General features: G+C 66.2%; 39 protein-coding genes. 4 read left to right on the forward strand and 35 right to left on the reverse strand.

What is annotated here, in order from left to right; genetic code table 11:
* Positions 1 to 74: 74 nt before the first annotated feature.
* The 20 genes from ACFULQ_RS07785 to ACFULQ_RS07880 all read right to left on the reverse strand — a co-directional run bounded on the left by ACFULQ_RS07785 (position 75) and on the right by ACFULQ_RS07880 (position 15,459).
* Positions 75 to 1,295, reverse strand: a complete 1,221-nt coding sequence (locus tag ACFULQ_RS07785) for a hypothetical protein (RefSeq protein WP_383539628.1) — start codon at positions 1,293 to 1,295, stop codon at positions 75 to 77.
* A 300-nt stretch (positions 1,296 to 1,595) separates the two neighbouring features.
* The gene (locus ACFULQ_RS07790) at positions 1,596 to 3,188 is read right to left on the reverse strand and encodes a hypothetical protein (RefSeq protein ID WP_383539631.1); all 1,593 of its coding nucleotides are present in this window, start codon (positions 3,186 to 3,188) and stop codon (positions 1,596 to 1,598) included.
* A 25-nt stretch (positions 3,189 to 3,213) separates the two neighbouring features.
* Positions 3,214 to 3,744 (reverse strand): hypothetical protein, encoded by a 531-nt coding sequence (locus tag ACFULQ_RS07795; protein WP_383539633.1) that lies wholly within the window; start codon positions 3,742 to 3,744, stop codon positions 3,214 to 3,216.
* Positions 3,741 to 4,559, reverse strand: coding sequence for a hypothetical protein (locus ACFULQ_RS07800; RefSeq protein WP_383539636.1), 819 nt, complete (start codon positions 4,557 to 4,559; stop codon positions 3,741 to 3,743). The genes ACFULQ_RS07795 and ACFULQ_RS07800 overlap by 4 nt, the downstream gene beginning before the upstream one ends.
* Positions 4,547 to 5,167: a hypothetical protein gene (locus ACFULQ_RS07805; protein WP_383539639.1), complete on the reverse strand. Its 621-nt coding sequence runs from the start codon at positions 5,165 to 5,167 to the stop codon at positions 4,547 to 4,549. The genes ACFULQ_RS07800 and ACFULQ_RS07805 overlap by 13 nt, the downstream gene beginning before the upstream one ends.
* Complete coding sequence (locus ACFULQ_RS07810) at positions 5,167 to 5,799, reverse strand: hypothetical protein (protein WP_383539641.1); 633 nt, start codon at positions 5,797 to 5,799, stop codon at positions 5,167 to 5,169. The genes ACFULQ_RS07805 and ACFULQ_RS07810 overlap by 1 nt, the downstream gene beginning before the upstream one ends.
* Positions 5,799 to 6,137 (reverse strand): hypothetical protein, encoded by a 339-nt coding sequence (locus tag ACFULQ_RS07815; protein ID WP_383539644.1) that lies wholly within the window; start codon positions 6,135 to 6,137, stop codon positions 5,799 to 5,801. Before ACFULQ_RS07815 ends, ACFULQ_RS07810 begins: the two co-directional genes overlap by 1 nt.
* 76 nt (positions 6,138 to 6,213) lie before the next feature.
* Positions 6,214 to 6,567 (reverse strand): hypothetical protein, encoded by a 354-nt coding sequence (locus tag ACFULQ_RS07820; protein ID WP_383539647.1) that lies wholly within the window; start codon positions 6,565 to 6,567, stop codon positions 6,214 to 6,216.
* A 110-nt stretch (positions 6,568 to 6,677) separates the two neighbouring features.
* Positions 6,678 to 7,577: a N4-gp56 family major capsid protein gene (locus ACFULQ_RS07825; RefSeq protein ID WP_383539650.1), complete on the reverse strand. Its 900-nt coding sequence runs from the start codon at positions 7,575 to 7,577 to the stop codon at positions 6,678 to 6,680.
* A 228-nt stretch (positions 7,578 to 7,805) separates the two neighbouring features.
* Entirely contained in the window at positions 7,806 to 7,958 is a 153-nt protein-coding gene (locus ACFULQ_RS07830) for a hypothetical protein (RefSeq protein ID WP_383539653.1), read from the reverse strand.
* 27 nt (positions 7,959 to 7,985) lie between these two features.
* Entirely contained in the window at positions 7,986 to 8,774 is a 789-nt protein-coding gene (locus ACFULQ_RS07835; RefSeq protein WP_383539656.1) for a hypothetical protein, read from the reverse strand.
* The gene (locus tag ACFULQ_RS07840; RefSeq protein WP_383539659.1) at positions 8,774 to 10,498 is read right to left on the reverse strand and encodes a phage portal protein; all 1,725 of its coding nucleotides are present in this window, start codon (positions 10,496 to 10,498) and stop codon (positions 8,774 to 8,776) included. The genes ACFULQ_RS07835 and ACFULQ_RS07840 overlap by 1 nt, the downstream gene beginning before the upstream one ends.
* 172 nt (positions 10,499 to 10,670) lie before the next feature.
* Positions 10,671 to 10,826 carry a hypothetical protein gene (locus ACFULQ_RS07845; RefSeq protein ID WP_383539662.1) on the reverse strand — a complete coding sequence of 52 codons (156 nt, stop codon included), beginning with the start codon at positions 10,824 to 10,826 and terminating at the stop codon, positions 10,671 to 10,673.
* A gap of 82 nt (positions 10,827 to 10,908) precedes the next feature.
* A complete protein-coding gene (locus ACFULQ_RS07850) occupies positions 10,909 to 11,307 on the reverse strand; it encodes a hypothetical protein (protein ID WP_383539664.1) in 399 nt (132 codons plus the stop codon).
* A 93-nt stretch (positions 11,308 to 11,400) separates the two neighbouring features.
* The gene (locus ACFULQ_RS07855) at positions 11,401 to 11,700 is read right to left on the reverse strand and encodes a DUF6087 family protein (RefSeq protein WP_383539667.1); all 300 of its coding nucleotides are present in this window, start codon (positions 11,698 to 11,700) and stop codon (positions 11,401 to 11,403) included.
* A gap of 45 nt (positions 11,701 to 11,745) precedes the next feature.
* On the reverse strand, positions 11,746 to 12,180 hold the full coding sequence (locus tag ACFULQ_RS07860) for an NUDIX domain-containing protein (protein WP_383539670.1): 435 nt from the start codon (positions 12,178 to 12,180) through the stop codon (positions 11,746 to 11,748).
* Positions 12,181 to 12,236: 56 nt separating this feature from the next.
* A complete protein-coding gene (locus ACFULQ_RS07865; RefSeq protein WP_383539673.1) occupies positions 12,237 to 12,848 on the reverse strand; it encodes an AAA family ATPase in 612 nt (203 codons plus the stop codon).
* On the reverse strand, positions 12,770 to 13,630 hold the full coding sequence (locus ACFULQ_RS07870) for a hypothetical protein (RefSeq protein WP_383539675.1): 861 nt from the start codon (positions 13,628 to 13,630) through the stop codon (positions 12,770 to 12,772). Before ACFULQ_RS07870 ends, ACFULQ_RS07865 begins: the two co-directional genes overlap by 79 nt.
* Positions 13,631 to 13,694: 64 nt before the next feature.
* The gene (locus ACFULQ_RS07875; RefSeq protein ID WP_383539678.1) at positions 13,695 to 14,480 is read right to left on the reverse strand and encodes a hypothetical protein; all 786 of its coding nucleotides are present in this window, start codon (positions 14,478 to 14,480) and stop codon (positions 13,695 to 13,697) included.
* A 1-nt stretch (position 14,481) separates the two neighbouring features.
* The gene (locus tag ACFULQ_RS07880; protein WP_383539681.1) at positions 14,482 to 15,459 is read right to left on the reverse strand and encodes a radical SAM protein; all 978 of its coding nucleotides are present in this window, start codon (positions 15,457 to 15,459) and stop codon (positions 14,482 to 14,484) included.
* Positions 15,460 to 15,519: 60 nt separating this feature from the next.
* Here ACFULQ_RS07880 and ACFULQ_RS07885 point away from each other — a divergent pair, with 60 nt between their 5' ends.
* Positions 15,520 to 15,789 (forward strand): hypothetical protein, encoded by a 270-nt coding sequence (locus tag ACFULQ_RS07885; protein ID WP_383539684.1) that lies wholly within the window; start codon positions 15,520 to 15,522, stop codon positions 15,787 to 15,789.
* A 447-nt stretch (positions 15,790 to 16,236) separates the two neighbouring features.
* On the opposite strand, the gene ACFULQ_RS07890 is transcribed toward ACFULQ_RS07885, so the two are convergent.
* Together ACFULQ_RS07890 and ACFULQ_RS07895 are read right to left on the reverse strand one after the other, a co-directional pair.
* A complete protein-coding gene (locus ACFULQ_RS07890; protein WP_383539687.1) occupies positions 16,237 to 16,671 on the reverse strand; it encodes a DUF6415 family natural product biosynthesis protein in 435 nt (144 codons plus the stop codon).
* The gene (locus ACFULQ_RS07895) at positions 16,671 to 17,105 is read right to left on the reverse strand and encodes an ATP-binding protein (RefSeq protein WP_383539927.1); all 435 of its coding nucleotides are present in this window, start codon (positions 17,103 to 17,105) and stop codon (positions 16,671 to 16,673) included. Before ACFULQ_RS07895 ends, ACFULQ_RS07890 begins: the two co-directional genes overlap by 1 nt.
* A gap of 260 nt (positions 17,106 to 17,365) precedes the next feature.
* Between ACFULQ_RS07895 and ACFULQ_RS07900 the strand changes: the two genes are divergently transcribed.
* Both ACFULQ_RS07900 and ACFULQ_RS07905 read left to right on the forward strand, forming a co-directional pair.
* Positions 17,366 to 18,619, forward strand: a complete 1,254-nt coding sequence (locus ACFULQ_RS07900) for a helix-turn-helix domain-containing protein (RefSeq protein WP_383539690.1) — start codon at positions 17,366 to 17,368, stop codon at positions 18,617 to 18,619.
* On the forward strand, positions 18,616 to 19,149 hold the full coding sequence (locus tag ACFULQ_RS07905; protein ID WP_383539692.1) for a GNAT family N-acetyltransferase: 534 nt from the start codon (positions 18,616 to 18,618) through the stop codon (positions 19,147 to 19,149). The genes ACFULQ_RS07900 and ACFULQ_RS07905 overlap by 4 nt, the downstream gene beginning before the upstream one ends.
* Positions 19,150 to 19,195: 46 nt before the next feature.
* Here the strand turns inward: ACFULQ_RS07905 and ACFULQ_RS07910 are convergent, their stop codons facing one another.
* Positions 19,196 to 19,702 carry a hypothetical protein gene (locus ACFULQ_RS07910; protein ID WP_383539695.1) on the reverse strand — a complete coding sequence of 169 codons (507 nt, stop codon included), beginning with the start codon at positions 19,700 to 19,702 and terminating at the stop codon, positions 19,196 to 19,198.
* A gap of 8 nt (positions 19,703 to 19,710) precedes the next feature.
* Complete coding sequence (locus tag ACFULQ_RS07915; protein WP_383539697.1) at positions 19,711 to 21,267, reverse strand: hypothetical protein; 1,557 nt, start codon at positions 21,265 to 21,267, stop codon at positions 19,711 to 19,713.
* 130 nt (positions 21,268 to 21,397) lie between these two features.
* Between ACFULQ_RS07915 and ACFULQ_RS07920 the strand changes: the two genes are divergently transcribed.
* Positions 21,398 to 21,865 carry a hypothetical protein gene (locus ACFULQ_RS07920; protein WP_383539700.1) on the forward strand — a complete coding sequence of 156 codons (468 nt, stop codon included), beginning with the start codon at positions 21,398 to 21,400 and terminating at the stop codon, positions 21,863 to 21,865.
* A 48-nt stretch (positions 21,866 to 21,913) separates the two neighbouring features.
* Here ACFULQ_RS07920 and ACFULQ_RS07925 read toward each other — a convergent pair whose 3' ends face one another.
* The 11 genes from ACFULQ_RS07925 to ACFULQ_RS07975 all read right to left on the reverse strand — a co-directional run bounded on the left by ACFULQ_RS07925 (position 21,914) and on the right by ACFULQ_RS07975 (position 26,531).
* Complete coding sequence (locus ACFULQ_RS07925) at positions 21,914 to 22,162, reverse strand: hypothetical protein (RefSeq protein ID WP_383539702.1); 249 nt, start codon at positions 22,160 to 22,162, stop codon at positions 21,914 to 21,916.
* Between the two features lie 87 nt (positions 22,163 to 22,249).
* Positions 22,250 to 22,492 carry a hypothetical protein gene (locus ACFULQ_RS07930; RefSeq protein WP_383539705.1) on the reverse strand — a complete coding sequence of 81 codons (243 nt, stop codon included), beginning with the start codon at positions 22,490 to 22,492 and terminating at the stop codon, positions 22,250 to 22,252.
* Between the two features lie 33 nt (positions 22,493 to 22,525).
* Positions 22,526 to 22,966 carry a KTSC domain-containing protein gene (locus tag ACFULQ_RS07935; RefSeq protein ID WP_383539708.1) on the reverse strand — a complete coding sequence of 147 codons (441 nt, stop codon included), beginning with the start codon at positions 22,964 to 22,966 and terminating at the stop codon, positions 22,526 to 22,528.
* Positions 22,959 to 23,108, reverse strand: a complete 150-nt coding sequence (locus ACFULQ_RS07940) for a hypothetical protein (protein WP_383539710.1) — start codon at positions 23,106 to 23,108, stop codon at positions 22,959 to 22,961. The genes ACFULQ_RS07935 and ACFULQ_RS07940 overlap by 8 nt, the downstream gene beginning before the upstream one ends.
* Positions 23,108 to 23,275: a hypothetical protein gene (locus ACFULQ_RS07945; protein WP_383539713.1), complete on the reverse strand. Its 168-nt coding sequence runs from the start codon at positions 23,273 to 23,275 to the stop codon at positions 23,108 to 23,110. Before ACFULQ_RS07945 ends, ACFULQ_RS07940 begins: the two co-directional genes overlap by 1 nt.
* A complete protein-coding gene (locus ACFULQ_RS07950) occupies positions 23,272 to 23,460 on the reverse strand; it encodes a hypothetical protein (protein WP_383539716.1) in 189 nt (62 codons plus the stop codon). Before ACFULQ_RS07950 ends, ACFULQ_RS07945 begins: the two co-directional genes overlap by 4 nt.
* A gap of 11 nt (positions 23,461 to 23,471) precedes the next feature.
* Complete coding sequence (locus ACFULQ_RS07955) at positions 23,472 to 23,777, reverse strand: hypothetical protein (protein WP_383539718.1); 306 nt, start codon at positions 23,775 to 23,777, stop codon at positions 23,472 to 23,474.
* Between the two features lie 63 nt (positions 23,778 to 23,840).
* On the reverse strand, positions 23,841 to 24,308 hold the full coding sequence (locus tag ACFULQ_RS07960) for a MazG nucleotide pyrophosphohydrolase domain-containing protein (RefSeq protein ID WP_383539720.1): 468 nt from the start codon (positions 24,306 to 24,308) through the stop codon (positions 23,841 to 23,843).
* Positions 24,298 to 25,074, reverse strand: coding sequence for an exonuclease domain-containing protein (locus tag ACFULQ_RS07965; RefSeq protein WP_383539723.1), 777 nt, complete (start codon positions 25,072 to 25,074; stop codon positions 24,298 to 24,300). The genes ACFULQ_RS07960 and ACFULQ_RS07965 overlap by 11 nt, the downstream gene beginning before the upstream one ends.
* Positions 25,071 to 25,517 carry a hypothetical protein gene (locus tag ACFULQ_RS07970; RefSeq protein WP_383539725.1) on the reverse strand — a complete coding sequence of 149 codons (447 nt, stop codon included), beginning with the start codon at positions 25,515 to 25,517 and terminating at the stop codon, positions 25,071 to 25,073. The genes ACFULQ_RS07965 and ACFULQ_RS07970 overlap by 4 nt, the downstream gene beginning before the upstream one ends.
* A gap of 18 nt (positions 25,518 to 25,535) precedes the next feature.
* Positions 25,536 to 26,531: a tyrosine-type recombinase/integrase gene (locus ACFULQ_RS07975; protein ID WP_383539728.1), complete on the reverse strand. Its 996-nt coding sequence runs from the start codon at positions 26,529 to 26,531 to the stop codon at positions 25,536 to 25,538.
* Positions 26,532 to 26,638 lie beyond the last annotated feature (107 nt).

Here is a 26,638-nt window from a genome sequence, read left to right on the forward strand (position 1 = left end):
CTTCCGGTGATTACGTCATGATTCCTCCGAAGTCAGGATTGCAGCATTCGCAGGAATCTGTTACAGGCCCGGATTTAGGCAGCGGCAGCCCAGACGTTGTTCGCGTCCGGCGTGGCGCTCGTCATCGTGTAGCTCGTGGGCAGCGAGGTCTGGCCCGACGCGGAGCGGCAGAACCTGTAATTGCCGGCGGTGAGGTGAGCATTTCCGGGGGTGAAACTGCCGAGGGTGCTGCCACACGCGAAAGTCGGGCTCGTCGTCCCGTTCACGAGGAAGGCGATGTAGTACTTGCCTGCCGCCGCGCTGTACGACGCGGTGAGCGCCATGGTCTTGTCGCCTGCGGAGTTCCACGTCGTCGACATGTCGGCCGTCACGGCGACGCGCGTGCCGCTGGAGGTGTAGAGGCCGGCCAGGCACTGGCTGGCGGTCAGGCCGGTGCCGCCGCTGCCGAGGTTCGCGCACAGGCTCGTGATCGTGGCTGCGTTCCGCAGGACGATCTCGATGAAGTAGATGTATCCCGTGCTGAGGGTTGTTCCGGTCGTGGAGCAGGAGGCCGGGTCCATCGTCCAGGCGACCAGGCCGTGGTCGCTGGGGCGCCACTCGTTTCTGGGAACGGTGGACAGGTCGACGACGACACCACCCGCGGTGCGCACCTTCGGGACACCGCCCTCGGAGTACAGTAGCGAGCCACCCGTCGGGTTGGTCGTCGGGGCGGGGGACGCGTCCTTGATGCCGAGGACACCGCCGCCTCCGCCGAGGTCGGGGGTGGCGGAGCCGATCTGGATGCTGCTGGTGTGCAGTGCCTGGCCTCGGTGAATGATCTGGCCGGCGGCGTTGATCTCGAACGCGACGTTGCCGTTGGTGTCCCGGAACTTGACGAGGGACTGGTTGGGCGACGATGCCGCCGTGACCTCCAGGCCGACGGTGTCGGGGTCGTTCTGCTGGATGAACAGGCGACCCGTGTTCGCGGGCCCGTTGATGGCGAGCGTGCCGGTGACCAGGTTGTCGACCATCCAGGCGCCCTGGCGCAGAGTGGCTGGACCTGGGCCGGTGTGGGAGGTCGCGTAGATGTAGCCCGCCAGGCCCTTCAGCGAGGAGTCTGCGGTGATGATGCCCTCGCCGTACGCCGGCAAGCCGTACCCGTACACGTTGGTGTCCGTGCGCTTCCGCTTTCGCAGATAGACGCCGTCGCCTTCGTCGGTGCCGTTTACGTTTCCATTTCCTTCGATCGTGTAGATGAAAACGGAGTCGAAGGCGTACACGATCCCGGTGTGGTCAGCTCCGCTGGGTCCCAGCATGACTTGTGCTCCAACCGCGGGATACCAGCTCCATCGGTTGGCTGCCTGCCACCAGGTAATGGAGGCGGAGCAATCCGCTGTGCGAGGGAAGAGGTTGGCGACACCGGCTCGCATAGCTACCCACGAGACGAATGTGTCGCACCACGACTGGCCATCCGCCCAAGCGAGGGTGGGGACTTCGTAGGCGTATCGGGTGAGGTTGTTCCAGCCGCCCTCGACATACCCTTCGTGAACGCCGACCTGGCTCTTGGCTACCGCTATGACAAGCGGCATCTGAGGAATAACCATGGGAACTCTCTGTCAGCTCGAAAGGAGCGCGTTGATGACTCCTGCGACGTAGGAGTGGCCGGCGTCTGACATGAAGAATGCGTCCGTACCTGCGGCGCCTGGATTTGCGGTATCGCCCCAGTACGACAGGGAGTTCCAGTAGTTCCACGAGTTCCGACCGAGAGCCCAGAGGTCGATGACTGCCGCCTGGAAAGTCCGGGCGAGAGCGTGGGCGCGGTCGACGAAGTCCTGATAGCAGAAGGTCGCGGTGTCTGCTGTTCCGACGTGAGGGAGAACAATGACGATGTCGGTGGCGCCGGTTGCGGCTCCGCCGTCTCGGATGTTGCTGAGGTGTTGGCGTACGTTGGTCGCCCAGGCGTCGGCGTCGATTCCGCTGACGATGTCGTCGAGGCTGACCGCGTAGATGACGACGTCGGCCGGGTAGGACGGTCCGCCGTTCCACGGGACCTTCAGCGCCGGCAGGTATTCGCTCGCAATGGCGTAGCGGCGGCCGAAGTTGTTGAGCACGACGCCGTTGGCGTTTTCGCCGGCCACACCGCAGACGGAGAGGTACTGGCTCGCGGTGCCGGTGTGCGTGAGCTTGACCGTGTGAGTGCCGACGGCCAGGCCGGTGATCTTGGTGGTGATGACCGCGAGGCCGGTGGTGGCCGTGTCGGTGACCGCGACCGCCGTGGCGCCGTCGATACTGTAGGACCAGGGCGAGTGCTGGCCGTCCGCGCCGAGCGTGTAGATCGTGACGCTCGTGCCTCTCACCGTGAAGGTGAGGTTGTCGCCGGGCGTCTTGGAGTACACGTAGCCCCAGCCGGGGCCCGCCATGAAGCCGCCGATGGCCCAGGTGCCGACCTGGCCGATCAGTTCGCTGGTCCAGGACGTGGTGCTGGTGTAGCCCATGATGCCCAGCGAGCTGAGCAGGGAGGTGTAGTAGCCGCTTCCGCCGTCGCCATAGGTGCCCTGAAGCGACGTGGTGAGGACGCCCGGCCAGCCCTTGGCACGCAGCTTGGATGCGGGGAAGCCTGCTGCGGCTGCACCGCCGACGACGGCGACGGTCGCTTTGCCTGCCCCGGTCTTCGCTGCGTCGCGCTTGACGCGCCAGAACTCGCCCCAACTCGGCGGTACGTAGTAGCCCTTCGTGGTGCTGAGGGTGGTGTTCGGGTTCGACGAGCCGCCCCCTGCGCTGGCCGGGAGCTGGCTCGCGAGGAGCTTTCCGTCGGTGCCGAGGGTGGCGAGTCCGCCGGCTACGGCGACCTGGGAGACGTCCAGGACGGTGTGGCCGCCCTGGGAGAGGGAGCCATCCGTGCCGAGCAGGCCAGGGCCGACGCGCTTCAGGTTCGCGTCGGGGTCCGCAGAGCCGGTACCGAACGCGACGACGCCGTCCGAGCCGACCTGGAGGCGCGGCTTGGTGTCGGAGGTCTGCTTCGCCGTGATGGCCTGCCCCTGGCTCGCGGACAGCGTGAGGTTCACGGGCTGGCCGAGCTGCTGGTAGCGGGCGTCAGCTTGGTCGGAGGTGACGTAGTCGGTGGAGGTGGTGGTGCCGCTGGTGACGGTGTCCGCGTAGGTGGTCAGACGCTCCTCGACGAAGGCGTCAGGACGTTCGTAGGTGGCCAATGGGGCTCCTTGATGTGCCGGGCGCTCAGCGCTCGCCGGCTCCCGCGGCGGGGATGTACTGGGCGAAGACGGAGTCCGCGGTCAGCTCGTCGGGCTTGACCTCGACGGCGGTGATGGACACGAGGACGTCCTGCCTGCGGATCTGCCCGAGGATGGACATCTGGGTGATGCGGAAGAGCCGGCCGTCGTAGGCGATCCGGTCCCGTAGGTACTGGTCGTTGTGGATGTCGGCCTGGGTGAGGCCGATCTTCTGCACCTGGGCGAAGACAGCCGAGATCTCCAGCGTGTCGACGGTGTAGAAGCCGCGGTCGTTCTCCTGGTCGCCGGCTTCTACGTGTGTGGCGTGCAGGACGGGCACGGGCCACGGGCCGTCGTAGGCCAGGCCGCCCTCGTCGCTCTCGTCGTAGATGTCGTTGGACACCGAACGGCTGTGGGAGAAGCGCCAGTAGGCGATGACGTCCCCGACGTGGCGCTGCCACGCGCGCAGCCCCCGGTCGATGCGCTCCCCCTCTTCCGTGGCGGAGAACCGACCGCGCTTCCAGTCGGCCCTACTCATGCGGCCCACCCGTTGTAGGTGGGGTTGGGGATGCCGGAGGGGTCGAGGTCGTGCTTGTCGATCTGCGGCAGCACCCGCTCCGGGTATGCGTTGTCGTCGTACTCGCGGTCGACGTAGACGGGCACATAGCGGCCGGTGGTGCGCGAGACCCTGCGGAGGTTGGCCATCTCGATCCGGAAGAGGCCGATGTTGAGCTGCCGACACAGTTCCTCGTACCGGTCGGTCATCACCGAGATCTGGTGCAGGACCTGGGTGTAGCGCTGGCTGCGGCTGACGTGGGTGCCTTCGCCCGTGCTGATGTCGACGTCGCTTGAAGCGTCGGTGGCGACCGCCCACAGCGCGTTGACCACGGCGAGGAGTACCAGCGGCAGCTCCTCGACGTCCGGGAGGTTGTCCAGCGTCAGGGCCTCGTCGGCGTACCGGATGAAGCCGTTCTGCGAGCGGTACCGGACGGTGACGTGGCGGTTGTGGCAGTGCTGGAGGACGGCGTCCCGCAGATGCTGGGCCAGTTCCTCGTCGGTGAACATGCCGGCGGCCGAGCCTTCGACGATGAGTGTCTGGCCGAGCGGGAGCGGTGCGTGCTGGCCGAGGAGCGTGATGCGCCCCTCACGTCCGTCGACCTGGTAGTCGGTGCCGGCGACCAGGTCGTTGAGGGCCTGGCCGTTGAGGAGGCTGACGCGGGCCAGGGTGACGTTGACGGAGCTGAGGTCGTAGTCCGTCAGCTCTCCCGTGCCGGCGAGGACGTCGCGGAAGCCGCTTCCGAAGTCGCCGAGTTCGGAGCGCATGCGGGCGAGGATTCGGGTCAGCTCTGCCATGAGTCGAGCCCAATCGCCAGGCCGCCAGTGCTGAGCATGAGGTTCTCGTTCTGGCTGGCGGATACGGGGGAATCGAGCTGCCACACCGCGATCACGGCCCCGGCCGTCCCGCTGGCAGCGCTGACGAGGGCGGCGTGTGTGGCGACCACGCCCATGCCACCGGAGGCGGTGAAGGGCCCGAAGAACACGGGGGCGGAGTTGGACTGGCTTGATCCGCCGCCGTCAGGTGACCCCGCCAGGGTGAAGGGCAGCGCCTGGCGGCTGTATCCGGTCGCGGACACTTCGAGGGTGGCCATGGTCGTCAACGTCGTCTGCCGGCCCGGATCGGCGGTCAGCAGTGCCAGGTACGCGCTTCCGGAGCCGTCCGTGCGGGTGCCGATCAGACCACTGAGCCAACTGCCGCTGGTGTCTGTCTTGGCCTGCGCCGAGAAGCCGTTGAGAAACGCGACCGGGAGGTAGTCCGCGAGTCCCGCCAGGCTCTGCTGCTGGTACAGCTTCAGGAGGTACGACCGGATCATCGAGGCGGAAGGAGCCGAAGAGCTGCTCGCGGTGGCGGTCGCGAACTGGAGCGACGCACGCTCGGCGACCTGAGTGAGGTATCCGGACATCACGCCACCTTGATCGTCAGTGAGCCCGACTGCGCGAGCAGCGATTCGCCCTGGGCGGCGGTGACGGGAACGTCCAGCGGCCACACAGCCAGCACGGCGTAGTCGGTGCCGGTCGGAGCCGTGACCAGAGCCATGTGCGTCACAGCAGCGCCGGAACCGGTGGGATCGGTGAACGGACCGAACACGACGCTGCCGACAAGGTCGACCTCGGCAGGTGTCCCGGACTGGATGACGAACTGTCCGCCGGTCTTGGGCGCGGACAGGGGTACGACCTGCCGCTGATAGCCGGCTGCCGCGAGTTCGTTCGCCACGCTGGCCGCGACGTCTCCCGGATCGGCCGTCGACAGCGCCAGGTACACCGACCCGCTCGGGTCGTCCGGCAGCGCCTGAACCGTAGTTCGCACGGCAGCGGAGCCCATCGCGTCGACCTGGTCCAGGAGGTGAAGGAGGTACGCCTTGGGCGCCCAGGCTCCTGGGGCACTCGCGTCTCCCCCACCCCAGTGCCGAACCTGGTGCGCCTTCAGCAGCCGGTCGGCCACGGCGTCGGTGCCGGAGGTGCTGTCCTCCCCGCCCCCGGTCATGAGGGTGAGCAGGGCATGCGCAGCCTGCCGGGTGAGGTATCCGCTGGCCATCACACACCGCCAGTCGGGGCGGGGTCCGGGGCGGACGGAACGACAGGCTGTTCCGGCGCGGTCGGCGCGGCTGGCAGGTCCGCCTGGAGGGTGAAGGCGGCGTCGAACGTCGAGACCGCGATGGCGAGTGTGCGGTCGACCGACGCGCCGGGGAAGGTGACCGTGTCCTCGTAGGTGGAGAGGACGACGTCTTCGACGCAGTAGCCGACGCCGGCTGTGCCGGGCGGGACGATCTCGAACGGCGTCACCACGGAGCCCTGTGGGACGGAGCCAACACCGTTGCCGTAGCCGCCTTCAGCCGTCAACACATAGGGCTGACCGAGCTGGATGTCACTCACGAGATTTCTCCTGGAAGGGCGCAGACGAAAAGGGGGGAGAGGGAGACCCCTCTCCCCCGTGGGCTCAGGGGCTGGCTCAGTGCCAGATCAGGCCCTTCTCCTCCAGGTGGTCGGCGACGTACGCCGGTACCCGGTAGGGCACTCCGACCTCGAAGGTCAGGTAGTTGCCCTGGCCGATGACGACGTCGGTGAGGTTGGTGTTCACGCGGATCTCCCGCGGTGACTCCTCGACGACGACCGGCTGCTCCTCCACCTCGGGCCGGGGCTTGTCGACGTAGTCGACGACCGTGTTGGACTTCTCGGCCTCCGCGACGAACGTGGCCGTCGCCATGGTCTTCGCACGTTCCTGGGCCTCGGCGTCGCGCTCCGCCGCGAGCTTCTCCGCCTGGCGGCCGGTGAGGTCTCCGGCGGCCTTTCGGGCAGTCGCCATGTGGTTCTCCTACTCAAGACAATGTTGTGGGATCTCCACAAGCAGGCTCCATGTCGGAGCCCGCCTGCAAAGGGTGTTTGCGAAGACCGAACTTCGCCATAGCGAATGCCTTAGTTGGTCTCAGCGATGACCACGGACGCGTCGGTGATCAGGCCAAGCCCGAAGATCGAGTACCAGGCCAGCAGGTGTTCACGGCCGAAGTCCTGGACGCCGCCGTCCCTCAGCTCGACGGGCAGGGAGATGGCGTGACCGAAGGCGTTGTCACCAATGCAAATGCTCTGATAGACGTCCGCCGGGGTCGTACCGTTGCCGTTGTCGATCTTCTTCGTCTGTGTGGTCTCGATAAAGATCACGTCGTCGATCCGGCCGATCTCGCCGAGGCTGAACGCGCCCGGCTGCGCGTACTTCGAGGACTCGATCCAGGTCGGGTCCTCACGCAGCCAGCGCGACTGGTGCGGGTGGACGAAGCACACGTACACATCGCCGAGACGCGGGATGTTGCGGGTCGCGAGGGTCTCGACCATGTCCTTGACCAGGGCCGAGGTGAACCGGTAGTTGCCGGTCAGGCCGGCGCGGTTCGCGGCCGGCGCACCCTTGTCGTACGGGGAGACGCGCGTGATCGCGTTACCCGTGGTGGCCCACTTGTCGTAGCCGTACAGGACGGACGACGCCTGGAGCAGGGTGTCGCGCGCCTGCTCGTCGAGGTACTTGGCCATGTTGCGGCCCAGGAGCCGCGAGCCGGACGCGAGCACGTCGTCGAAGGACGAGTTGAGGAGCAACTCGCTGACCGCGATGGCGTAGCCGTGCTCGGAGACGGTGATGGAGAACTGGGACGCCGTGAGGGCGTGCGTCTCCATGCGGACGCCTTCGACGAGCTGGCTCGCCGAACCCAGGTTGTCGTACCGCATGAAGTGGATCACGAGGCCGGGGGAAACGCCCAGCTCGGTCTTCTTGACTGCGAACTGCTCGACAATTCGCGTTGTTACCCGCTGGATGCGGGGCCAGGTCATTTCTGCCTGGCTCTTACGGTTTTCCATCCCGCAAGATCGGACTATATCTTCGCCTCCAGTTCCAGCTCACTTCTCACCTAAGAGCTGGACCTGTTGGAGGTGCCTCGCGTGTAGTCTCTACGGAGTCCCAGGTGTTGGGTTCCCTCGGTATTCCCCGTGCTACGAATGAGTGCTACGAGGAGGAGGGGTTCACCGATACAGCGTGGTTCTCACTGACGCATCACTGCGTCAGGCGGCCCGAGACCGGAGAATCGGCATCGACTGAAACAGGATTTCCTTCGACCAGAGTTCCTGGATGGCCGGGGAAAGCTGCGAGTTCGAGCCGGAGTAGTTGGTCGGAGACGCCGACAGACGCGGCGTACCGGTGATGGCAGATGCCATACTTTGCTTCCTTACTTGTGCGGCGGATTAGCCGAACATGCCCTGACGCGCCGCGTTGCCAGCGGCCGGCAGGAGCTGACCGCGGAGCTTGGCGTACTCACCCATGGACATGTTCTTGATGTCGCCAGCGGAGTACTGGCGGTAGCCGGCGTCCGTGTCGGCCGGGCCGACGCCGTAACCGGTGGGAGCGGTGCCTCGCATCGAGGCCCGCGCAGCGACCTGGGTCTGCTGGATCTGGGCGACGATCGCGGCCGACTTGGTCTTCATCAGCTCGACGCTGTTGCGCAGTTCGTCCTCGGTGTTGCCCTGGACGAGATCAGCCAGTTCGGGCGCGATGTCGTCGGCAGCAGCGGCCAGAAGCTCGCTGCGCACGGCCTGAAGCCGCTGGAACTCCTGCTCGCGTGCGAAGAGTTCCCGGTCCTGCTCGTACTTGGACTGGAGGTCGGTGAAGCGGCGCTCCCACTCCTCCTCGCGCTCCTTGAGCAGGCTCTTGGCGGACAGTTCCGCCTGGCGCTTCGCCTCTGCCTCGTCCTCGGCCTTCTTGCGGGCGGAAACCTCGGAGGCTTCCTTCTCCTCGCGGGCCTTGCGGGTGGCCTCCAGCTCCTCCTTGGTCGCCTTCAGGATCTCGTCCTGCTGGGACAGGCGGCCGTACAGCTTCTCGCGCTCCTCGCGCCGGACCTTCTCCAGGTCCTCGGCGGTGAAGCGGCCCTCAGCCGGCGGGGTCGTCGGCTCCTGGGGAACGATCGGGACGGTGATCACCGGCTCGTTCAGGTTGCCGTTGGGGGCAGGGGCGGTGGCGGTGGCCGGAACAGTCATTAGCTCGTCTCCTGGTTACTGGCATCCTCCGAATTCCGGCTCTGCGGCAGCTTTGTGCCGTACGCCATGGTCACGAATTGGTCGATCAACGATTTGGTGTCCACACCGAGGTCGATCCCGGTTGCTCCGGGAAGAACTCCGGTCTGAGCATTGCCAGCGGGAGATCCGGACTGATCCGGGGTTCCCCCGCTTGACGGGGCTGGCTTACCACTTTCCTCAGTAGCAATTCCAGTCATCTGGAGAATAGCAGAGGAAATGGTTGCCTTGATAAGCTCCAGGGCTCCCTGCTCGACGACGTCCCGGCGCTGCTCGCTGAACATCTCTTCCAGTCGCTCGTCCGGGAATTCCTCCCCGAGTTCGACGAGGGCATTGCGCTTGGATTCCAGACCGATGGCGAGCTTGGCCTGGATCTCGTTGAGCTTGACGAGGTTGTCAACTGGCAGAGGGCTCGGCCAGACGCAGTCGACGTTGTAGACGTCCGCGTCATTGGGGTCGAGGAGGTCGGGCTGGAAGTCTTCGGTCTTGATGCCGTCGGTGTACGGGTCGTACAGCAGGGTCTCGGGCTCGTGACAGAAAAGCGTTCGCAGCACCAGCTCATTGATCCGCTTGATGCCGACGCCGTAGTTGAGCTGCTTCAGCGAATTCTTGTTGATCAGCGGGTACCACTGAATTGAGAGGGCAACTCCCGACGTGTTAGAAATCGGCTGCATCTGCCCCAGGGCGCTCTCCGGAACACCCGTTATCTCGTGCATGGCCAGCTTCAGCGTCTGGATGTAGCCCATCGGCCCGCCGAGATCAACACCGTTTTCGAGGTTATAGACCTTGGCCTTCTCGGGCAGACCACCCCAGATCTTCCGTGGACCGCGCTCCAGGTTGGTCGCTTTCGCGCCCTGGATGATTGTGGTCGGCGATGCATGGTAGTTGATAATGTCCGAGACATCGGTCATCTTCTCGTTCAGCTCACGGTTGATCGAGATGATGTCGCCGATATCGGAGAGACCCCAGGGCGAGCCGGACACGGCTATGTTCCGGATATGAGCGATAGGGAGTATGCCGAGCGGATTGGGGCGGGAGTCGATCAGCTCATCGTTGAGGAACTCGTCGATCTGCGTGTCGGTCAGCCGCTCGGTGTAGGTCATCATGACCCGCGCCCCGTCTGCGCCGGTCGTCCAGAACTTATAGCGGAGGCGAAAGGCGACGAGACGGTCTCTGTCGTGCGGGTGGTATTCCGGAAAGCAGTGAGCGCTGTTCAGGGGGAGGATGCGGACGCGTCCCGGATGAGTACCGCCGGCCGAATCGACCCACGCGGGCTCGTACGCGACCTTCACGAAGGAGTCGCCCGTGACGCTGCCCTGCTCGCCGATGGTGTTCAGCAGGGACTGCTTGCTGTTGTCGACCTCCCAGACTCGCTTCAGGAGCGCCGGCACGATGTGCTCGTACCGCTTGGGAACCGCGAACTTCACACCCTTGGAGAAGCAGAAGTTGTTGATGTAGCGCGCGAACGTCGCCACGTAGTTCAGGGTGATCTGCGGTTCGCCGGCTTCTCTCCTGTAGGCCCAGTGGTGGCCGAGGTAGAAAGCGAAGTTGGTGGCGTACCGGTTCAGCCGCGGGCCATGAATTTCGAAGTCCTGGTCCGACAATTCCACCAGGCCGAGCGGGCTGATGGAGATGGTGAGGTCCGAGCCAGCCGCGCGCTGATTCGGCGGAAAGAAGGCGAAGGACAACCGACACATCCTCGACTAAGCACCGAATGGTGCACCTGTAGGGAGGCGCGGTGCTACGAATGGATGTGACGAATTGCGCTATGCCCAATCCTCACACGGGGGCCGCTGGGAGTGTTAGCGCAGCACAAAGGCCCCCCAGCGGTTGGAGGGCCTTTATGGGAAGCCGGGTTGGCTACTGCGGCGAAACCTTGTGCAGCCCGATCGCGTGTCGGCGTCGTGCCACCTCTTCGGCGTCCAGGCCGTACTTCTCGGCGATCTCCTCGTCGGTGCTGCCGAGGACGTACTCCTTGACGAGCGTCGGGTTGGACAGGTCGTCGGGGGTGGCCATGGTGCCTCCTGCTGGCGGAACGGTGGTGCATCACCATCCTCACCCGGCAGGCGCCCTGCGACCAGCCTTGACCAGTGTGATCTCAGTCGGTGGTCTTGGCGTAGTTCGGGCGCTCCTGGTGCCGGCCGTCACGGACGACCATCTCGAAGCGCTGCTCCGCGCCGTGGCCAGCGCCATGGGCGAAGCCTCCGAGGAACTCGGGAGCCTCGGGCCAGGCCGCGGAACCGACGTGGGCCCGCTCGCGCATGGTCTCGTCCGCCGGCTTCTCGAAGACGTTGACGTTGTGGTTGTTCCGGCCCGGCGCGGTCTGGTAACCCTGCATCACACCCTTGCCGAATTCCTGCGGAATGTCGGTGTCGGTGGCGACACCCTCCTCGAAGCGGAGGCGGCCCCGACGGGCGGTGTTGACGCCAGCCTTGACGCCGTAGTCGTACTGGCCCTTCTCCGGGAAACTCGGGTTCGGGGCGAGATTTCCTGCCATGCGTTCCTCAATTCCTTACGAGACGTCTCGGAATCAAGGGTGATGGGGATTTCAGGAAAGTGTTATAGGGCCGCTTCTCCGCAGGGCTGCCCGTCAGCGCGGTGCCGGAGGCTTCCGGTGCTTGCCCTTACCGGGACCGAGTGGGTTAACCGTTAGTCCCGGTGCCGCAGTCACTTGAGAATCGGGGAACAGGATGCGCTTCGCCTCGGCCAGGTTCTCTGCGAATCCGTGTGCTTCCCATACGTGTCCGTTCCAGCGCTCGATCGCGCGTGGTGCGTCCGGTCGCAAGTGCGAGCCACGGGGACCCTCGCCCGAGTAGATCGGGACGGCGCGAAGCTGGCCGATCTTCGCATCACGGCGCTCCGCCCACTCCGACAGCGGTTCGTCGTCCATCGTGCCGTTCCCTACTGTCGCCGCTGGCTGCTGACTGGCTGGGGCCTACCACCCATGCACAGAGATGGGCTCGCCCTTGAGGTACGCAGCGATGCCAAGCGCGTTGTACGGAACCGTGTTCTCGGGGAGCTGGTCGGGCCGGTGCCAGGAGAGGCCGGCGCACTTCTCCTCCTCGGCGTTGTACGGCTCCCCCTCCCAGTGCGTCGCCAGTAGGAACCACCCGATGCGCTGCTCGCCTTCCGGGTTGAGGTACTGCATCACGTGCACCGGCCGTAGAGCTGCGGGGGCGACGTCCACGCCAACCTCCTCGCGGAGTTCGCGGGCACCGGCGCTGATCACGTCTTCGCGGTCATGATCGACCTTGCCGGAGGGGAGGTTGAGCTTCCCGTCGGCGTATCCGGTGTTCATGCGCTCGGCGAGCAGGATGTGCCCGTCACGCTCAAGGATCACCATTACATCGACGATGGGGCGGACTGGCATTAGGGCCCTTCCTGTGGCGTGCTGAGACAGGAGGGACCCTAGCGCCTGCGCTGGCTTCAGACGGCGGTGAGCCCCATTTCCCCAACGCGGGCGACGGTCCACTGGACACGCTCCGCAACGCTGAGTCCGGTGGGCATTTCCAGCAGCGGGACGTTGACAGCTCGGCACGCCTCGAAGATGGCCTCGTCGGCCTCATCTTGGATGGCGAGGACCTTCTCCCGCATACGGTCGCCGCCGGCCTTCTGGTCGTACCGATCACGGCAGTACACGATCGCGTCGTACGCCATGGGCATCCACGCCCGGCAGAGCGATTCCGCTGCGGCGAGGACGGCCCCGGTGCCCGGTTCGCTGCCGTCGAGGACCAGACGGGCAAGGGCGATCACGTTCATCGGCGTCTTGTCGGTGATCAGCATCTGGTGGTTGCGCGCCGTGCGCAGCGGGATGGAGAGCTGCTGGCCAAGAAGGTCGATCTCGGCGGGGAGGTCGAAGTTGCCCTTGCCGTGCAGCACGATCTCTTCCATGAAAGGGCTGGAACGTGCGGGCTCGCCAGTGCATGTGACGTTGGTGCCCTGCTCACGCAGATGGGCAGTCAGCGCGTGGACGAGCGTTGTTTTGCCTGCCGCTTGGGTGCCCTCGACGGCGATGACGCGGCAGTCACGGACGGGCATGAGTCCTCCAGGAGTGCGGTGAATGTTGGGCCGTCGAGCCAGGACCATGCGCCTTTTGCCCCGGCAGCGAGCGCCTGGTTGACGTTCATGCCTGCCGCCGGCCACTGCCCGAGATCGGCAGTCCGAGCGGCGACGTAGGCCGTGGAGAGGGAATGGCGCAGGTTCAGGACGCTCACGCGTTCCCGGCCCTCCGCCTGTCCGTCGTCGAGCCATCGGCGGTGCCAGGCAGGCATGGACACCTTGAGGAGTTCGGGCTGAGTGACGTCCAGGCCCAGCTCCGTGCACACGTCAACCAGACGGCGGGAGGCACCCGTGAGGAGGTGCCCGGCGTCGAAGCGTGTGTCCAGGTAGTAACTGCCGTCCGGGTCGGCATCCCGGCGCTGCTTCCACTGTGCGCGGGACTGCTGCAACGACCGAATGGCGTCCGTGGGGGCGTTGGCCTCAAGGACAGCTAGGTCGGAACAGAACTGATGGCCGGTGATGATGTCCGCCGAGTCCTCGGCCGAGGCGACGGTGGCCGCGGCGTGCCGCACAAGTTCGTCCATCTCGTCCGGATCCTCGACATAGATGCTCGTCCACTCGAACGGCACGATGGTCAGATCGGAGGTGCCGGAGGTGGGAAGGTCGAGCCACACGATGCTGTAACAGAAGGGCCGCTGACCATTCTTGATCGTGTAGTTCTTCAACCACTCGGCGTCGATGGAGGCGATCCGAGCCACGCCGGAGCGACGCGGAGGCGGCTGCATCCGACGCTGTTCGCCCATGCTGCTCTTGATGATCATTCGGGATGTTCCTGACCTAGGACCGGGCCGCGCGCGGGGATACGCACGGCCCGGTCGGACGCTACTAGCCGTGACTGGTCGGCACGCCGCCCAGGATGGAAGGCGCAGCTTCCCATGCCACCTGGGTCAGGATGTCGTAGACGCTCAGCGGTTCGTCCCAGTGGAGACGACCGACGTGCTTCCCGCCCAGCAGAGCGGTGATGACTGCGGACGACAGGACGTTGCTGGCGAGGCCGTCGGCGGAGACGTCTGCGGCGCGCTCCTCGGCGAGAGCGTCACAGGCATCCTGCGCGCTGGCCTGCTGTTGCCAGCCGGCGAACGCCTTGAGCGGCTCCAGGCCGTGCGCCGTCGCGGTATCACTGACGAGCCCGGCCGGACCGAGGTCGTGACTGGTGTCCACGCAGCGAGCCGTGCTCGGGTCGCGGGTGGTGCGGTTCTTCCACGCGTCGGCGACCGCGTTCACGCCCGGCTGCCGCGGCTCGCCGTCGGCACGGGCCAGGTGTTGAAGGACGTGGAAGTCGTCGGCGCCATTGTGCCAAGCGATGACCTGCGCCTTGCGGCGGGCTTGCACGAGCAGGATGTCGAGCTGCTGGACGATCGCCGCCGTCTGGCCCATGGCGTCCGGGAGGAGGACGCGATAGCCGAAGTTGGCGAGCGAGGGGACAACTGCCAGAGCACGAGTGCGGTGGATCTTCATGAACACTGCGGCGGCACCCATGAGGACCGGATCGTCACCCGCCTCCCCCCACATGAGCGATATGGCCGTCAGCCACGTCGCCGGCTTCTGCACGGGACGTGTGACCGATCCGAAGGGCGTCTCCGGCCACCCCAGGTTCGTGCGCTGCTGCACGTCATACCCCCTGAGCGACGGCGTGGATCGAGCGGCCGACGTACTTCGAGACGTGGTTCTTCTTGAAGCGGTACCGCTTCCAGATCTCGGTGATGGGCTCTTCCAGGACGTTGCCCAGGTTCTCCCACAGGTCCGGGGCGTCGTAGACGGGCCAGGCGCGGGCGACGCCGTTCGGCTCGACCACGATCATGTGCCCCTCGTTCTCCGGGGTCCACGCCGTCAGCCGCAGCGCTGGTGACCACTGCTGCTCGGCGCGCTGCTCCTTCAGGCGCGAGAAGGTCGTCTCAGCCTCCGCGGTGGTGATGAACTCGTGGTCCGCCAGGTTCAGGGCGTTGCCCTTGCGCAACGGCAGGATCAGCTTGACCTTGGTCGCGTCGAGCACGTCCGCGATCTGGACGGTGAACGGCAGCACGGACAGGGTCGAGCGGTATACCACCGCCGACAGGGCGAGAGGGATGTCGGCCTCCTGGAGGACACGGACGCCGGCCATCGTCTTGTCGTAGTCACCGCGGACGCGTTTGAAGGCGGCACGGGGACCCTCGAAGCCGACGTTGGCGTAGGCGATCTTCCCGGCGATGTTGCGCGCGTGGTCCAGGGCGTGTGTGGCGTTCGTGGGCACTGCGACGATGTGGTGCAGGTGGAAGATGTCGACGACTTCGCTGAAGTCCTTGCGCATCAGCGGCTCGCCTCCGGAGAGGAAGACCCGGCTCACGCCTGCCAGGTTCTGGCGGATGGTGTCGAGCTGGTTGAGGGTCGGGTCCGGCATCTGGAGGACCTCGGAGCAGAACGAGCAGTCGAAGTCGCAGCGCTTGGTGACCTGCACGATCACGGACAGCGGAACGGTGAGCGCGTTGACCAGGGTGTCGAGGTCCGTGTCGGCCGGGGCGTCGAAGTGCTGGCCGTTGTACGCGTACGCGACACCCCCGCCCAGGTCCCGGCGGCTCTGCGCGGGGACGGTGGGCAGTCCGAGATCGGTCATGGTTCCTCCGTGTTGTGGACGGTCAGGGAAGGTGGAGCCCGCCGGCAAGCACAGGGAGACATGCAGATTGGCACCTGCCGGCGGGTGTTCTGGGACGAGCCCTCGGCCCTACGCCAGCCCCTGGCGCTTCAGTTCCTGGAGCTTGGCCGCAGCGTCGGATGCTGCTTCAGCACCGACTTCGCGCGCAGCTGGCGGAAGGCCCTCGTCTTTGCTGATCCCAACTCCGGCACCAACGGCGCGGATCAGGCCGAACAGCTCGTCGTCTTCTTCGTCTTCGGTTGTCAATGCGCTTCTCCTCGCGGCTATTTACGGACCCCGCCCCCGCTGTGACCTGTCCTTCTGAGGTCAGGGGAACCTCCAGTTCGAACAGCGGGGGCGGGGCGATCAGGACTCGCTCATGGCGAGAGGTGGGGACGGGGTGTTCCACCGACGAGCGGGAGGGCCAGCACAGGGCGGCAGTGCCAGACGAAATCGAAAGGGCCAGCCGAGAGCTTCAGCGTGAAGTCGTCACCGCGGCCGAGGGCATCAACGGCGTCACGCCAGTCAGCCGCCCTTCGGTCCCACAGGTCGGCCATCGCGAAGAGACCTACGGCGGAGCCGATCACACGCACCTGGATGCGCGCCCACCGAACGGCCGCAACCGGTGTCGGCGCGACACCAGACCTGATGCGGGCTCCCCCAGCGTGACTCCACTCGCACCAGAAGCCTGCGACCGGCGCCACCGTGTGCTGCGTGGCGAGGGGAAGTGCTGGCGTGCGCCGGAGCAGCATCGGGTGGTCAGGCCGCATTGTCGTCCTTGATCTGTTTCTCGGCGACCAGATGGTCGATGAGGTCGGAGGTCGCAAAGGCCCGGCGCCGTGCAAGTCCCAGCGCCTGCCGGTACACACCGACCGATTCGTCCCGCAAGAGGCGGCCACGCGCGATGATGGCAGCGGTTTCGGGGCTGGGCCGGAAGACTGGGTCCGCTTCGGCGATGACGCTCAGCCGCTCAAGGGCGTCGCGTAAGCGGTCACTGACCGCGTCGAGTATCCCGGCGGCCGGCTGCTGCTCCCCGAGCACCTGGTCCAGGTCTTCGTAGATGGCGTCGAGGTCCAACGGCTTCCAGTGGGCCATCTTGGACAGCATGCTGCCGAGCTGGTGCGGTTCCATGGGCGGTGACCACTGCGGAATGGCGGCAGGATTTGGATGCAGGCTCAACGCGACCGCAGCCATCAGGACTCCACCCCGGAGTCCGACTGCTCCGGCAACTCCAACTCGGCCCAGACGATCTTTCCCCAGCCTTTGAGTTCGTAGCCCCACTTCGTACTCATCAGCGCAACCAGGTGCAGTCCACGGCCGCTTTCGGAGTCGGGGCCTGCCTCACTCGGGCTGGGGATCTTCCGGCTGGTGTCCGACACAATGATCTTGACGGTCCTGTTTCCGGGGCGCGAAACCCTGATGCGGAAGCGCCGGCAACTCGAATGGGTGATCGCGTTGGCCACGAGTTCGGACGCAACGAGGACGCCGGCCTCTGCCTGCTCAGCTATGCCCCACAGCGACAGGGCTGCCGCCACAAGCCGACGAGCCTTCGCCGCCGACTCGGGTGCGCAGTCCCACGTCTCCGTATAGCTGGGAACGTCTGTCCCAGAAGCCCTGACAGCAGTCATCGTCACGAGGTCGTCCCTCCGTGGGGGTGGGTCGCCCGACCCCGTCGGGGGAAGCGGGGTCGGGCTCTCTCCACGCCGCAGAGATGCGGATGCCGTACGGATGGGGTTCGGCGCTCTGCGACTGATGTCCAGTCAACGACCGCCGCGAGACGAAATACAGGAAGGGTTCCGTTTCTGCGCAACCGCCCCAACCGGAAGACTTTAAGGTCTCATTACCTGACGCCTGGTCGCGGACCGTCACTCGGGGCTACCGTCGTTTCATGGGAGAGAACCCCGCCCTCAAAGGCCGCATGGACGAACTGGGTCTCACGCAGGAAGAGTTGGCGTACAAGCTCAACGACGCCCTGTGGGACATCACCGGACGGCCGGGGGACATCTCCGCGCGAACGGTCCGGAATCTGCTCAACGGATCGAGCCGCCGGCCGATCGGCCGCACGTGCGCGGCACTTGAGCGTGTGTTCGGCTGTCCTGTAGAGGATTTAGGGTTCAGCGCACCACGCTCCATGCAACATCCTCCGGAGGACCCTGTGCGGCGTCGCCAATTCCTCGCATCAACCACCGGATCGGCTGCCGGCGCAGCTCCTCTGATCAGACAGCGGCGTTCGGTCGGCATGTCCGACGTCCAGCGCGCGACGGCAGGGATGAACGCGCTGATCGAAGCGGATGACCGTCACGGTGGGCACAAGAAGCTGGCAGCGGCTGCCATCGAAGGTCGTACAGAGGTCCTGGACCTCCAGCAGCGCAACGCCAGCCAGCGCGTAAGGGGTGCGCTGTACGCACTCGCCGCCGAGTTCACCACCATAGCCGCCTGGGCCTACATCGACCTGCGGGAACTGGCCGAGGCTCAGAGGCATCTCCACGAGGCGACGACCTTCGCCGGCCTCTCCCAGGATCCGCCCACGGAGATGCGGGTCTGGATGAACCAGACCATGCTCGCCTACCAGCGCAAGAACTGGCCGGAGCAGCTCGCTGCGGCACAGGCGGCACAGGCGTCCACGGCCGCGCGACGAGATCCGTTCTTCGGCTCGATGGGCCGGGTCCGTGTCGCACTCGCGTGTGCCACGCTGGGTGACACACGGACAGCCGAGCGGTCCCTCGGCGGGGCTCAGGAGTCGCTCCGCAAGGCATCCGAGGAGGAGCGCCCGCGGTGGACAGCCTTCTACGGCACCGCCGAACTGAACCACCTGGCCGCCATCATCATGAACCGCAACGGGAAGCACGCGGAGGCCGAGGCCATGGCGCACCGTGCGCTGGGCAAGATCCCTCCGGAGTTCCGTCGAAACCGGGCCCTGGCGACATGCCAACTCGCGAGCGCGCAATTGCACCAGGGGGAGCCGGAACAGGCGACGCGAACGGCCGCTAACGTGTTCGCGATCATGGATGGCGTGCCACTACCTGGACGGATGAGGACCCTGGTTGGAGACTTCCATCGAGACCTCTTCCGCCTGGCGCCGTCCACGTCCTTCGCCCGCGACTGGGCGGAACTGATGCGAGATGAATGGAGTCGAGGGTGACCAGCGTGACCGACCTGCGGCACTTCCAGCACGGCAGCCTGCCGGAGGGGTTCAAACAGTTGCTGATCGATGTGCACGCGGACGCTTACGCCGACGCCATGGACGACGAGTTCAACCAGCGCTTCCCGTGGTTCGTCGACCACTGGTCGGGCATGGAGGGCTTCACCTGCGTCGTGGCGTTCGACGATGAGGAGCCAACGGGATTCGCCTACGGTGCACCGCTTCAGCCCGGCCGTGAGTGGTGGCGCAAGACCGAGTACAAGCCGAACAACGGGTACACCTCGACCTACGCGGTCTCCGAGGTCATGGTCCGGCCGCAGTGGCGCAAGCAGGGGATCTCCGAGCGACTGCACGAGGCCCTGCTGAAGGCCCGTACCGAGGACCTGGCCGTGCTGCTGGTCGACGTGACTCACCCGAAGGTGCAGTCGCTGTACGAGACATGGGGCTACGACAAGGTGGGTGAGCAGCGGCCGTTCGCCGACTCGCCCCTCTACGCGGTGATGGTCAGGGAGCTGCGAGCAGCGGCCTGAACGGACGACGCCCCGCTTCCCGTGCGGGAGGCGGGGCGATCGTGCGTCAGTAGCCGCCGGTCGGCGGACTGAGGGAGTAGATCCGGGGCGGTTGGATCTCCTGGTAGTCCATGTCGACGGCCAGGTCGTGGAGCCTGAGCGGGCCGGTTGCGTTGTAGGGGACGCTGATCATGAACTTCCGGCCGCCGGGGACGATCTCGTGCACGCTGTAGAAGAACGGCTCGTCGAGGTCGGGATCGTTGCCGGCCGGTAGGTCGACGCTGACGGTGCCGTTGACGACCTTCAGCCGGCGGGCGTTGGGGACGACCAGGTCCCCAGTGGCCTTGTCACGGTATCTGCGGTCGGCCTGGACGAGCACGGAGCCGGGCAGCGGCTGGCCGCCCTCGGCCATGTACGTCGCCGTGACCGTCTGGACGGCGATGTCGGCGGGGAAGGGGGCCGGCGGGGTGGTCGTCGGGGTTCCGGGGCCGGGTAGCTGGTTGATCGCCGTCCAGCCGGGGATGTTGTACGGGTCGTCGGCGTCGTAGGTGTGGTAGTTGGGGTCGAGCGTCACGCTGGCTCCTAGGCGGCCCTGCCGTAGAGGAAGTTGCCCTCTTCCTGGACCTCGGGCATGGACAGGTCGGCGGTCATGTAGACGGCGTTGGCAAGGGAGTCCACGTAGTCGTCGTGGGCTCCGGCCTCCTCGGGCGCGTGGACGATGACGTTCGGCCCCTGGAAGTCGAGTTCGGCGTCTTCCATCTGAGTGCGGAAGCGCTGGAATGTCTTGGTGCGCTTGACCTTGGAGTGCGCCGGCCAGGAGATGTTGTCCGTGCGCATCAGCTCCATCAGGTGCTTCCATCGCTTGGACTGCGCGCCGCGGTCGGATGGCAGGTCGATGATGTCGACACCAGGCAGAAGGACACGCAGCCGGCTGGCCACCACGTCTCCGATGCCGCCCGCGTCGATGCCGATGGCCAGGACGTTGTAGTTCGCCAGCGCATCACAGATGCGGTAGTACTGCTCCTCCCAGCCGAGGCCGGCCAGGTCGAACCAGTTCAGGACCCTGTGCTCGTAGTTGCCGAACTCGTCCGGCCGGTCCCAGTCCACCCAGACGACCGTGACAATCGTGCTGTCCTGCTTGCGGGCGGGGTCGATGCCCACGATGACTGGCGTGCGGTGCCAGGCGTGGACGATCTGCATCGACCTGTCCCCCAGCTCTTCCATCCGCTCAGAGGTGGTGAACATTCCTCGGTCGAGCAGCCATTGCAACCGGTAGGAGAGGCGGAACTCGTCGCTGTCCTCGCCGATCGTGAGCATCTCGCCGCGGATGTAGACGCCGTAGTCGGGGTGCGCCTTGGCGACGTCCTTCCAGGTGGCCTCGAAGTGGTTCGCCCGTGCGCCGCGGCTGGTGGCGAACCGCTTGTTCTGCTGGATGATCTTGTAGAAGATCCCCTTGGTGTATGTGGGGGTCCCGGTCAGGATCATGGAGCCTCGGGTCGAGGCCAGCATGGGCGAGATGCTCTTGTTGACGACCTTCTCGTCGGCGACCTGCGCCTCGTCGATCAACACCACGTGGTACGTGCGGCCTTCGATCTGGGCGCGCGGGTGACAGGTCTGCTTGCGTACGAGGCTGCCGCACTTGACCAGGCGCAGCTCCTTGCCCTTTCCGACGACCTTCTCGTCGATCTCGGGGTCGGCCATCAGCTCCTGGGCGCGCTCGGAGGTCAGCCGGCTGACGATACGGCCGTAGATGTTGTCCGCCATGTCGTCGACCGGGGCAAAGGCTCCGAGCCAGACGCCCTCACGGAAGCGGCCGAGCAGGTTGGGGAAGATCGGCGCGAGGCGCGGGAACATGATCAAGATGGCTGCGAGGGTGTTCGCGAGAGTCTCGGACTTCCCGGACTGGCGGGCCCAGCAGGCGGTGATCTTGGCGGTGTCGCCGAGGATCATCGACTCCAGGATCCGGCGCGCGAGCGGCACCTGGTAGTCACGCAGAGGGTGTCCACTCAGCTCGTCGATAACGAGCAGCATCTTCTCGATGATGCGGTCGACGGTCTCCTGGGACACCTCGGCATTGACAGGGAGCTGGAACTCCTCGTCGTCGTCTATTCGAGCCCCGTCTTCAACCGTCGATGTCATGCATTACCCCACATTGCTCCAATTCTGTGCAATCAGGGTAAAAAGGGACTCGGGAATTGTGTTAGCACGTCAGGCCCACAACAGGACTACGCTTGCTTCACACAGCACGCACATATGCAGGGGGCGGGGAATGGGAATCAACTGGGGGGCCGAGGACGACTTCGCACAGGCCGTCATAGGACAGGCCGACCGAGTCAGATCCGAGCCGGGGCACGGACTCACCGACCGTCAGGCGTACCTGGTGGCCGCCGGCAATGTCATCGAGCAGCGCATCGTGTTCGTCTACCGGATCGCCGTCGTGTTCTTCACCGCGCTCACCGTCTACGTCGGGGCCCAGACCTGGTACGCCTCCGGTTCGTTCCGGGACTCCCTCGCCCCCCTTGCGCTCACCGTGCTCATCTACACGGGCATTGCCTTCCGCCTCACCCGCCGCAGGCGCTGGGCGGGCTTCCACGTCGGCCCGTACGCCGGCCGCGTCGAGGCATCGTTGCGCCGGGCACAGGGCGGCGTCCACCTGCTCACGCTCTCCGGCTACATCGCCGCGTCGAGCATCGTCTTCTACATCTTCTGCGTCTCCTGGGCCTTCCCCCTCACCTAGGCCGCGCAGCACGAAGCCCCAACCCACCTTCATCGGGTTGGGGCTTTGTCACGCCGCTTGGCGCTCCTGAAGCTCGCGGACGATGACCGCGAGGGCGACCACCGCGTCCACGGCCTCCGTGAGGGCCTCTTCGCTCGGTTGCTTCCGGTGCCGGTACAGCGCCGCGGCGATGGTCGAGCCTGTGTTGTCGGCCGCGTCCAGCAGCTCCACGGCCGGGAGCAACTTGACCCGCCGCTCCGCTCGCTCCAGCAGCCGGTGAGCCGGCCACAGCCGCTCCAGCAGTCGTCTCAGCTTCATCCGTCCAGTCCCAGCATCTGTAGCAACTCCCACTCCTCGTCCGTGTCCTCGCTTCTGCGTGCCACCTGTCGGCGGGCCAGGTCCTCGTCAGTCATCGCGGCCGGGGATGTAGGGCTTCGGGTGGCCCAGGACCGCCACCAGGGCGTGGTCTTCGCTCGGGAGGGTCTCGGTCCACCGACCGACGCCGAATCCCTGCCGGAACGGGAGACGGAACACTCGGGTCTCGCCGCGGCGAAAGGGTTCCGACACTTCGGTGGTCCAGGTCTTGTATGTGAAGGGCCAGCCCTTGAGGGTGGGAACGCGGCGTATGAAGAAGGGAATTCTGATCATGCGCCGCACCCTAGTGTCGATTCTGCGAATGTGTTAACGGATTCGCCGGTAGGGGTGGCCTTCGAGGGCCTTGTTGATGATGTTCCGTCCCTCGGAGCCTGTACGGCGGACGTTCTTCCAGACGTTCGGGTCGACGCGGTAGTACTCGTAAATAGGGCCGCCGCGACTTCCTCGGCCATCCTCGCCGTTACGGAATTCGACGCGGAGGGTGTGGCTCTTGGAGTCGTAGCCGGCGGACACGGTGCGAGGCCGGTTCCGGTCGATGGTGTGGTTCGGCCAGGTGTGGAACGTCAGCAGCTTGTCGGTGTTGCCGGTCGCCCGGAACTCTTCCATCGCGGCGCGGGTCTTCGGCCGCATGTCCCGCTCGTCGTACGCCTGGAGGCGGTCGACCTGCCTCTTGGAGTACCGGTTCCCGCCGAGTGCCGGCTCGGGCAACTGCTTTACGGGCGGGGGCTTCCATCCGCGGTTAGGCATCCTTACCTCCAGGGTTCTGGACGGTCCATCCGACGGGGTGCTCCTGGCCCTCGGGGTCGATGTCGACCCCCGGTCGGTGCGCGCAGAAGCGGCCGGCCTGCACATGCTTGCCCTGCCACCACACGCACGTGGACACCTGCATCACAGCCTCCCTGCGGCTCTGGCGCAGTCCTTGCACAGGTGGACCTGGCTGTGGGCGCCGCCGCTGGTGGTGCTCAGGGCCGCCGGGCGCGAGGGGTGGTTGTCGCAGTGGTGGCGGGGCTCGTCCTCGGCGACCTTCGTGGTCTTGCGGGTGGTGGTGGCGGTCATGCTGCTCCCTGGTTGTTCACGATCTGGGCCTCGACGCGGTCGGTGAAGCGTCGGGCGTCGTTGGAGGCGTGGCGTGCCCTGATGGCGGTGATGCGCAACGCGCTGGTTGCGTCCTTCATGCGTGCTGAGGCGTCCGCGAGGTCGATCGAGTTGTGCTGGCGACGCTTGATGTTCCAGAAGGCCACGGTCGCCCCCTTCAGCCGTTACGGCGGGGATCGGCCAGCGTGTTGACGACTCGGTCCATCACGTCAGTGACGCGGGTTGTCGCCGAGACCATCTCCTGTGCGGTCGTCGTCATCGACTCCGCCAGGGGAATCACATGCTCCACGAGATCCCTCAGCCTCGCGTTCTCGTCGACCTCCCGGCGATAGGTCTTTCCGGGGACGACGACTTCGCTGACGAAGATCGCGAAGACAAACGCAGCAAGCGGCCCCAGAATCAGCGGATTGTCGAAATTGACACCGCCGTCTGAGGCCGCTGCTGCGAGCAGGTGGTGAAGCATTCAAACCGCCTTCAGCGTCAAGGACTCACGCCCTCAATGCTATGCGGGTTACTTCACATTGTGTTATCCAGCGATCTGCTGTCCGATGTAATTCGTGAGGATGTCGACGCCGACATCCGCCATATCGGCGGGCCGGTAATGCGGGCCCTTCAGGACCTTTCCGTCCTCCCGGAGGATCGGCCTGCCGTCCTCGCCGAGCTTCGACATGTTGCTGTCGTGCACCTCGGCGAACGCCTTGCCCAGCGGAATGCCGAGCAGGTCCGCGCTGCCGAAGACGACGTACAGCAGGTCGGCCAACTCCTTAGCCAGGTGCTCGAACGCCCACACCGGAAATCGGGAGTTGCCGACGCCGGCCTGAGCCTTCTCGACGGCGTCGAGCACCTCCTCGAACTCCTCGGTGATCAGTGTGGTGCGGACCTCCAGCAGCGCGCGGAGCTTCTCGGGGTCGGTGATGCGGTTGTCGACGTCGAACGCGCGGTGAAACTCGGCGACGGCGCCTTCGAAGTCGACGGGGGCGGTGCTAGGCGACATGAGCAACTTTCGGGGCGTTCTCAGGGGCGGGGATGACGGGCCAGGAGCCGTTGATGACGGCCTTGGGGTTCTTGGTGCGGCGCAGCCAGTCCTGGTAGCCGGCGGATTGTGCGGCGAACCACAGCTTCTGCTGCTGGTACAGCTCGCCGAGGTCGCGGCCGTGGACCTCGTGGTGGTAGGTGCTGCGGCTGAAGGCGCGCTCGTCCTCGGCGGTACGAAGGATCTGCTGTGTGACCTGTACCGCGGCCAGGGCGTCGGCGCCGGCCTCGTGGGCTCCGTTCAGCGTCACGCCGTAGTAGCCGGCGAGCGCTTCCAACTGCCGCTTGCCGGGGCGGAACGGATCGACGCGGCGATCGAGGACGTAGGGGTCGAGGATGACGGCGTCCTTGGCGGAGGCGATCATCTCGGTGATGGGGGTGACGTCGTGGCGCCGGCACTCGCGGTCGAGGAGCGTCAGGTCGTACGGGGCGTTCATGATGACCAGCGGGACGCCTTCACTCAGCGCGGACCAGATACGGCCGGCGAGTTGGGCGGTCGCCCGGATGGGGTTCATGCCCTCCGCCTGGGCCATCTCTGTCGTGATCTTGTGGACGCGCGTGGCCTCGGCGGGGATCGGGATGCCGGGGTCGACGAGCCACTTCCGCGAGCGGCGCAGGGAGCCGTGCAGGACCTCGACCCATGCGCCCGTGACGATGCGGTCCGTTTCCACGTCGACTCCGGTGGTCTCCAGGTCGAACCCTATGAAGGTGTCGGGGATCTGGATCACGCCGCCTCCCGCAGAGGGACGACCTTGACGACCTCGCCGGCGCGTTCCTGCGTCTCTGCCAGCAGGCAGCGGTACGCGTGGATGAGCGCGGGCATGGCGTTGCGGGCGACGAGGTAGAAGGTGAGGTCCTCCCCCTCCTCGTCGTCGAACAGCTCGATGCCGTGGAACTCCTGCATCCCGCGTGCGGCATTGAACCGCCCGCCGTACAGGGGGCCGGTGGCGTCACAGACGCTCTGGAGGAAGTCCAGGTCCGACTGGCTGAGCTGCTCCAGCGGCTCGTCCGGGTGCGGGACGAAGCAGTCGGCGCAGGCGACGTTGCCGTACTGCGTGCGCTCCCAGACGTGGTGCTGGGACGGGTCGTCGATGGCCTTGGCCGGGCACGAGCCCGACGGCGGGTAGTCGTCCCGGAAGAGCCGGACCGTGTCCGGTGAAACCTCGGGCATGCTTTCTCCTCTCACGGATCAGGCGGCGACGAGTTCCGCGGCGGCAAGCACCTCGCGGAGAGCTTCGTCGACCAGGACCTCGACGGCCTCGTCCAGTACCGCTTCTGCCTGACGGCGGGCGGCCACGGCGCGGAGCTGCTCGTCCAGCGCGTAGGACGGGGAGTTGTCGAGGTTGTTGCGTGCGCGGTCGTACCGCCGGGTGGTGCGCGGGTCCGCGTGACCGGCCATGTCCTGGACCGACTCCAGCGACTTGCCGCTCTCCAGCGCCAGGGTGATGGCGGTGTGACGGAGGTCGTGGGTGCGGATCGTACGGACGCCAGCCCGGCGGCAGAGACGCTTGATCATGTCCCAGATGCCCTGCCGGGTGATGCGCCGGCCGGTGGAGGTGATGATCAGCGGTCCGCTGGTGCGGTCGCCGATGTATGCCTCCAGGGCCGTCCACGCGCTCGGCGGGATGACGATGGTCTGGGTGTGACCGCCCTTGCGGGTGATGCGCAGGACCTGGTGTCCGCGCTCCTCGCCCAGGTCCTCGATGCTCGCGTTGACCAGCTCGCTCACGCGCATGCCGGTCAGGAGAAGGACGTGGACGACGGCAGAGCACCGCGGGTTGTACGCCTCGGCGCCGCGCAGCAGTTGCTCCGCTTCCTCGAAAGTCAGGCCGGTGGCCTGGCTGATCGTGGAGACGGGCTGGCGGTCGACGAGCGCGGCCGGGTTGCGGAAGACGACGTCCTCCAGCTCGGCCATGGCGTACCTGAACATCCCCGAGACCACGGACAGGTGGCGGTTCACCGAGCCGTTGCCGTAGTGGTCGAGGAGCCAGTTCTTGAAGGCGTCCATCTGGGCGCGCTTCTGGTTGAACGGGTCCAGACCGTACTCGGAGCACCAGGTGAGGTAGTGGCGCAGGTCGCGCCTGTACTCCTCGCGGGTGCGCCCGTTCTTGGTCAGGAGGAAGGCGCCGGCCACGGCGATCGGCTGTATACGACCGTTCTCTACGAGAGCGAGCTGAGCGCCCATGTCCGCCTTCCTACCGTCCAGCTGGGAAGGCCCTCGGCGCTTGGTGCCCGCCAAGCAAGAAGGCCCGGAGTGTCACCTCTTCGCGTTGCCCAACGCTGTTTGGTGAC

The organism is Streptomyces sp. NPDC057253 (assembly GCF_042669125.1).
Taxonomy (GTDB): Bacteria; Actinomycetota; Actinomycetes; order Streptomycetales; family Streptomycetaceae; genus Streptomyces.